The 7439-nt window shown below is 32.7% G+C and carries 7 protein-coding genes; 6 read left to right on the top strand and 1 reads right to left on the bottom strand.

The features are described from left to right. From DXB39_RS14355 to DXB39_RS14330, 6 genes are all read left to right on the top strand, one after another. Positions 1 to 426, top strand: a 426-nt coding sequence (locus DXB39_RS14355; RefSeq protein ID WP_199535145.1) for an SAF domain-containing protein, incomplete at its 5' end; no start/stop codon positions are given. A 27-nt stretch (positions 427 to 453) separates the two neighbouring features. Further along, a complete protein-coding gene (locus DXB39_RS14350) occupies positions 454 to 2208 on the top strand; it encodes a DUF6044 family protein (RefSeq protein ID WP_117840444.1) in 1755 nt (584 codons plus the stop codon). Between the two features lie 23 nt (positions 2209 to 2231). Further along, the gene (locus DXB39_RS14345) at positions 2232 to 3362 is read left to right on the top strand and encodes an FAD-dependent oxidoreductase (protein ID WP_117840446.1); all 1131 of its coding nucleotides are present in this window, start codon (positions 2232 to 2234) and stop codon (positions 3360 to 3362) included. Beyond that, the gene (locus tag DXB39_RS14340; protein WP_117840448.1) at positions 3362 to 4309 is read left to right on the top strand and encodes a glycosyltransferase; all 948 of its coding nucleotides are present in this window, start codon (positions 3362 to 3364) and stop codon (positions 4307 to 4309) included. Before DXB39_RS14345 ends, DXB39_RS14340 begins: the two co-directional genes overlap by 1 nt. After that, positions 4310 to 5032, top strand: coding sequence for a glycosyltransferase (locus DXB39_RS14335; protein WP_117840450.1), 723 nt, complete (start codon positions 4310 to 4312; stop codon positions 5030 to 5032). It abuts the gene before it with no gap. Next, on the top strand, positions 5025 to 5963 hold the full coding sequence (locus DXB39_RS14330; protein ID WP_117840452.1) for a sugar nucleotide-binding protein: 939 nt from the start codon (positions 5025 to 5027) through the stop codon (positions 5961 to 5963). Before DXB39_RS14335 ends, DXB39_RS14330 begins: the two co-directional genes overlap by 8 nt. Before the next feature lie 180 nt (positions 5964 to 6143). Here the strand turns inward: DXB39_RS14330 and DXB39_RS14320 are convergent, their stop codons facing one another. After that, positions 6144 to 7337: a tyrosine-type recombinase/integrase gene (locus DXB39_RS14320; RefSeq protein WP_117901612.1), complete on the bottom strand. Its 1194-nt coding sequence runs from the start codon at positions 7335 to 7337 to the stop codon at positions 6144 to 6146. Between the last annotated feature and the right edge of the window lie 102 nt (positions 7338 to 7439).

Here is a 7439-nt window from a genome sequence, read left to right as displayed (position 1 = left end):
TCAGACCATACGAAACCGGATGCCTGCGCAGATGTTATCAAAACAGCATACAATCTGGGCGCAGTAGTAATAGAGAAGCATTTTACACTGGACAAGACCTTAAAGGGAAATGATCATTATCATGCTATGGATCCGGAGGATGCAAGAAAGATTCTCTTCGGAATTGAATTTATTGATACCATTCGTGGTAAAGGCGATTTATGCTGCTTAGAGACAGAACAGACTGCCAGAAAGAATGCAAGACGTTCTCTGGTAACGACCTGCGAGATTGCCAAAGGAACCGTAATTACAAGAGAAATGCTGACCTTCAAGAGACCGGGAACCGGAATTTCTCCGGAGCGGATGGAAGAAATTATCGGACGCACGCTGAAGGTAGATGTGGCAGAAGATACGATTTTACAATGGAGTATGCTGGTAAACGACTAGAATTAGAAAGGGATAAATGGAGACGATATGAAAGTGGAAATAAATAGTAAAAAAAATGCCACAGCAGATATTGTTATTTATATGATTATGGCTATTGTAATCGCTGTAATCCTTATACCAATGATAATATTAAGAGAAAATTATTATTTTACAGTACATGATTATCTGGATTCTTGGCCATCTTTATTTAAAGTACTACGCAGAGGGGGTATTTTCTTTAATCCGGATGGACAAATGCCTATTTTAAATGGAATGTCGGCTTCTTATCTGTATTTTGATTTTGGAATATATCGTATATTAAATTTTTTCTTTGGCTTTATCTGGGGAGAAATCATTAATAAGGCACTGGCAATAGGAATTGGAATAGTAGCAATGTATCAGCTATTAGATTACATATTTCCCCAAAATCTGTCAAAGAATCAGAAAAAAATTCTAGCACTTGCATATGCAATAACACCAGTTTATCCATTGTGGAGTATTTCATTTGCAGTATTGCCGTTATTATTTAGAATATTTATTTTTTATTATAATAATCCACAAAAGTCAGTATCAAAAAAAATCATATTATTTTTGATGTTTGGCTTTTTTGTTTATTTTCCTTGTATTGGAATATTTGTAGTAATGTTATGGGGAGTCGGGATAATAGGAAATATTATTTTTTCTCGCAAGATAAATATAAATTTAATAATAAGCCTTTTCCTAATGGGGATTAGTTCTATTATATTTAACATAAATATTGTAATATATATGCTAAAAGGGATTGGTCTTAATAAATCGTTGCTTCAAAAAAATGTAGATAGAACTTTTACAGAAAGCTTAAAGTGGTTAGTATTGCGTATGAAGGCTGGAGGAGTAAGTGGACAATACCATGCAAATCCAGTAGTTAAAACAATAATAGTTCCGGTATGCGTAATAGGTGGATGTATCCTTTTTATATTATACTTTAGACATAAATATTGTGAAAAAAAAAGAATGTTACTAATTTGGAGAAATTCAATAATTGGTATTGCAATTTGTTCTTTTATTTATAGTTGTGATGAAAATGGATATATTGAGATAATAATAAAGAAGATTTTACCTATGTTAAAAGGTTTCAACTTTGGAAGAATATTATATTTTAATAATATATTATGGTATATTGCGTTTGCAGCTGTACTGGGGGCATTCTTTTCAGAAGGCAATAAAAGAATAGCGGCATATATAATAGTGCTGTTACAAGTTATTAATATACTACTGCAACGTGGATATTACCAGAACACTGCAGATAATACATTGTATTATAGTGAAGTGAAGCAGGATAGTCAGAGAGTAACTTATAAAGATTTTTTCGATGTGGATTATTTTGAAAAGTTAAAAGAAGAGATGAAATATAAAGATGAAGGGGTAATAAGTATAGGATATGAACCGGCGGTTGCAATGTATAATGGTTTTAATACACTTGATGGGTATATTTGTACTAATCCCTTGGATTATCATAATGAGTTTAGAAAAATAATTGCACCAGCATTAGAGGAAAGCGATGAATTAGCAAAAAAATATGATGGCTGGGGAGGAAGGATTTATGCATATATAGATGGGTATTCAGTTGAACCAGATAAAGAAAAAAATATAGAAGAAAAAGAATTGTTGATAAATACGGAAGCATTTGAAGAATTGGGTGGAAAGTATATTCTTTCCCGTTGCAAAATTTCAAATGCAGAAGAACTTAACTTAAAATTATATTTGGACATGGATTCAGAAGATAGTATTTATCATGTTTTTGTGTATACGATTGAAAAATAATAAAAGAACAGTAGGAAAAAACGATGAAACAGTATGATAGAATTATAATTGGTGCAGGAATCTATGGGTTGTATGCAGCTTTATATTGTGCACAAAAAGGAATGACGGTAGCAATACTTGAATATGACGATGAAGCTTTCGGTAGGGCAACTTATGTAAATCAAGCAAGAGTTCACATGGGATATCATTATCCACGTTCTCTTGCAACTGCTACAAAGTCAGCCGGGTATTTTAAACGGTTTGTGGATGATTTTGAATTTTGCATCAATAAGAAATTTGAACAGATTTATGCAACTTCAGCACAATATTCATGGACAAATGCAGAGGCTTTTCAAAAATTTTGTGATAATGCAGATATTAAATGTGAAGAAATTCCAGTTTCTAAGTATTTCAATAAAAATATGTGTGATGGAGCATTCCTTACAGAAGAATATACTTATGATGCAATGCAGCTAAAAAAGTTTTTTTTGGATGAATTGAAAAAATATTCGGCGTTAGTACAGATATATTACAATATAAATATTGTTTCAATAAGCAGGGAAAATGATTTTTATGTTATAAGAACTGAAACTGAAATATATCAGTCGGACTATGTGTTGAATGCAACATATGCATCAGTTAATCAAATTTTAAACTTATTAGAAGCACCACCTTTTAATATTAAGTATGAATTATGTGAAATTATATTGTGTAAAGTAAGCGAAAATTTGGAACATACAGGATTGACGGTTATGGATGGTCCATTCTTTTCAGTTATGCCTTATGGAAATACGGGGTATCATTCATTGACTTCAGTTACATTTACACCACATTATACTTCTAGGGAGGTATTACCATCATTTGATTGTCAAAGAAAGCCAGATTCAATGTGCGATGGAAATAATCAATTGGGAAACTGTAATTTATGTTCGGCAAGACCTCAAAGTGCATGGAATTACATGCATCAGTTGGCAAGGAAATATGTAAAGGATGCCTATAAAATTTATTATGAAAAATCTTTATTTTCAATGAAACCAATATTGAAATATTCAGAAGTAGATGATTCTAGACCAACGGTAATTCAGTATTTTTCACATAAACCAACATTCGTTAGTGTGTTGTCTGGAAAAATTAATACAGTTTATGATTTAGATGATATTTTGGAGGAAAAATAATGGAGCAGAATGTAAAAGAAAAAAATTTTGTCTCTGCAGTTATATATATAAGAAGTGGGGAGGAGGATACAGATAAAAACATTGAAAACTTGTTAAAGGTTATGAAAGAGCATTTTGAACATTATGAAATTATTTTTGTAAATGATGCATTTTCTGATGGGTGTGTTGATAAAATTAAAAAAATATTTGCAAAAGAAGAAAATAATGGGATTGCAGTAAGAATCATCAATATGAGCTATTATTATGGAAGAGAAATTGCTATGAGTGCAGGCGTAGACATGGCTATTGGTGATTATGTATTTGAATTTGACCGAATATCATCGATAGGTGATGATATAATTATGAAAGCTTATTATAAATGCATTCAGGGAACTGATGTCGTAAGCGTTACACCTAAGAAAGTAGCAGGCTTTATTACAAAACTGTATTACAAAATATATAATAGCTCAAGTAATATAAAAGAAAATTTTTTGAAAAGAGAACTTTTTTGCGTAGTATCACGACGTACAATTAATAGAGTAAAAGCAATGGCAAAAAATATTCCTTATAGAAAAGCAATGTATGCACAATGTGGGTTGCCAATAGAAACAATTACATATGAAGAGGAAGAGGAAAGACGTGAAAAATATACTAGACGTGAAAAAGAAGTAAGATATAGGCTGGCAAGTGATTCACTTATTTTGTTTACAAATGTTGTATCTAAAATTACTACTATGTTATGTGTGTTGTTTCTCTTGTTTTCATTAGGTGTGGGGATATATGTTTGTGTGATTTATTTTGGAAAAGTCAAACCGGTAGAAGGATGGAGTCCGATAATGGGCTTTTTGTCAGCAACTTTTTGTGGAATATTTTTTGTACTATCTATTATCATAAAATATTTAACTATGATATTACAGATGGTATTTTTGAAAGAACAATATATGGTAGAAAGTGTGGAAAAGATATAAATGATAAATGTTGTGTTTCCAGTATTAAATGAAGAATTAAGATTAGAAAAAGGAATTCAGACGGTAGTTCCATTTTTAAGCGAACATTGGATGGGAAACTTTCAGATTACAATTGTTGATAATGGTTCGACCGATAAGACAGAGCAATTATGTCAACAATTGTGCAAAAAATATAATGAAATAAAGTACTTGAGAATTGAAGAAAAGGGAGTTGGGGTAGCATTCAGATATGCAGTAGAACAGAATGAATGTGAGATTATAGGGTATACGGATATTGATTTATCTACAGAATTGGAAGCTTTTGTTCAAATGAAAAAAGCATTTGAAGAGGATCAAAATCTGGAAATAGTAAATGCATCCCGTTTTAATAAAAAATCTAATTTAGTTGGAAGAACAAAACTTAGAAATTTTATTTCTTATAGCTTAATTTTTATTTTAAAGAAGATGTTTGGAATGAAAGCATCGGATGCAATATGTGGTTTCAAATTTTTCAGAAAAGAATGTATAGAGGAGTTAATGAAAAAATCGAGTGATGAAAAAGGCTGGTTCTTATTAATAGAAATACTTTTGAGAGCAGAAAGAGATAATCGGAAGATACTGGAATTACCAATTACTTGGATATATGATGAAAATACAAAAGTTAAAATCATAAAAACGGTTAAAAGTTATATGAAACAGATGATTAAGTTAAAACGAGCATTCAGGAGAGAAGCAAATGAGTAAAAAAACAGCATTGGTTGGGTATACAGGATTTGTAGGAAGCAATTTGTGCAGGAGCGCATCATTTGATTTTTTAGCAAATTCAAAAAATGTTCAACAACTGTATGGAGTAAAGCCAGATGTATTAATTTATGCGGGGGTAACAGGCACAAAATGGTATGCTAATACGCATAAAGAGTATGATGAAGCAATTATTAGGGCAGCAGAAGAAAATATAGTAAAAATTGCGCCTAAAAAATTAGTATTGATTTCTACTGTGGATGTATATAGTTCCATTGATGATGTGACAGAAGAAACTCCAATAGAGGTTGCAAAATTACATACTTATGGTAAAAACAGATATATGCTTGAAAAGTGGACCGAAGAAAATATAGAAGACTATCACATTGTGCGCTTACCTGCAATATATGGAGAAAATTTAAAGAAAAATTTTATTTATGATTTGATTCATTTGGTGCCATATACATTGACAAAAGATAGAATGGACGCAATAATAACTAATTATTCAGATATATCATCTTATTATAGGCTTAATGTAGATAAAAACTTTGAGTTAATTCCATTGGAAAAGGGAGAGTATAGAAAATTAAGAGACATATTTGCAGAAATTCCGATGAATGCCTTAAGTTTTACTAATAGTGAGAGCAGCTATCAGTTTCTGAATTTAGCAACTGTTTGGAAATATATAGAAACGGTAATAAAAGAACAGATTAGAACTATTAATTTGGTTACAGAACCAATAGCTGCAGAGGAAGTATTTGAATATATTTATCATGATAAGTTTAGAAACGATACTGTAAATAGAATAAACTATAATTTAAAATCTATTTATGCAGATAGTATAGTAGGACACGGAAAACAGTATTATGGGGATAAAGATGCAGTATTATACGATTTGGGAAAATTTGTAAGACAGGAAATAGAAAAATTATAAAAAATTGGATTTTAAATTATATATGTCTTTTTGACTATCTTTTTATATCTCCTTAAATGTCCGCAAAGCCTTATTTTATAGGCTCTACGGGCATTTTGCTTTTGTGGTAAACCTCACATATCTAGGTCTATCTTCTTATATTTTCTCTATCAAACGTGGTTAAAATCGTGGTAAATACTTCTATGCAATTAGACGCTGAACCTCTGATTTCGCGGTATCTATGGACGCATGAGCGTACCAATTCATTGTGATACTAATGTTGGAATGTCCCATGATATACTGTAAATCTTTTGGGTTCATGTTCTTGCTTGCCAGCCTTGTGCAGAACGTATGGCGTAGCGTATGCGGTGTGATATGTGGCAAGGGATTGTCCTTATGGTACTTGTTGTATTTCTTTACCATACGGACAACAAGCATATTGTAATCAATCGCAACTTTGGGCTTGCCTTTATGATTGACAAATAGAAAGTTGCCCCGTCCGTCTATCACAAATGGTTCTGCCTTTGGGCGTTTTTTCATAACCCGTTGAAATGCCTGTATTGTTTCTCTGCTTAATGGCACTTGCCTTATTCCGCTCTTTGTTTTAGGCGTTTCAATGTAATAGCCTTGTTCCTTGCTCTTTAGTAACTGGTGGTCGATTATCACAACTTCATTCTTGAAATCAATATCGGCTACTGTCAGTCCGCACAGTTCCGAGATACGAAGTCCTGTTTTTAATAATATCAGCACATCATCATAATGCTTGTGATACACATTGTCCGTCTTGATAAATGAGAGTAAGGCTTGTTCTTGTTCCTCTGTCAATGCGACTTTCTCTTTGGTATCATTTTCTAGGACTTCACTTAACTTGAAATCAAAAGGGTTTTTCCTTACACAATCGTCTTGTATGGCGATATAGAATGACGCTTTTAACGAGCGTTTATGGTTGTTAATGGTGTTATAGGAAAAGCCTTTGTCTTTCATGCGTAAAGCCCATTCTTTAGCGTCAGAGGGTTTGATTGTATCAATGCTCCTAGCACCTAACTTGTCCTTTTTCAATAACCGCATGAGCTGTTCCCGTTGTTTTATTGTGCTTTTCTTCACGTTTGCCCTCTGTGCGTTCTGTTTGGCGTAGAGTTGGCAAAGTGTCATTTTCTTGCCTGTGCTGTCGATACCGTCCTCAATATCCCGTCTTATCTGCTGTTCCAGTTCACGAAGTGAGGGTTTTTCCCGTTTTCCCTTTGGTGTCGGGTCTGTGGGTGTCAATCTCCAAGCGTACACATATTTTGTGTTTCCAAATGCGTCCACATATTTATATAAGTATTTTCCGTCTGTTCGTTGGCTCTCTCCAGTATGCAGGATACGTCCTTTACTATCCCGTCTTTTTTCTTTCATGGTGTCTGCTCCTTTCCTTGTTGGAAAGAGCCTTGATATGACTTGTGTTCATCATAACACATACAAGGCTCATTTGCATTAGATTGCGTCCAATTTATCAAT

The organism is Roseburia sp. OM03-7AC, assembly GCF_003462625.1.
Lineage (GTDB): Bacteria > Bacillota > Clostridia > Lachnospirales > Lachnospiraceae > Roseburia_C > Roseburia_C amylophila.
This window is presented reverse-complemented; position numbering and strand designations above follow the sequence as displayed.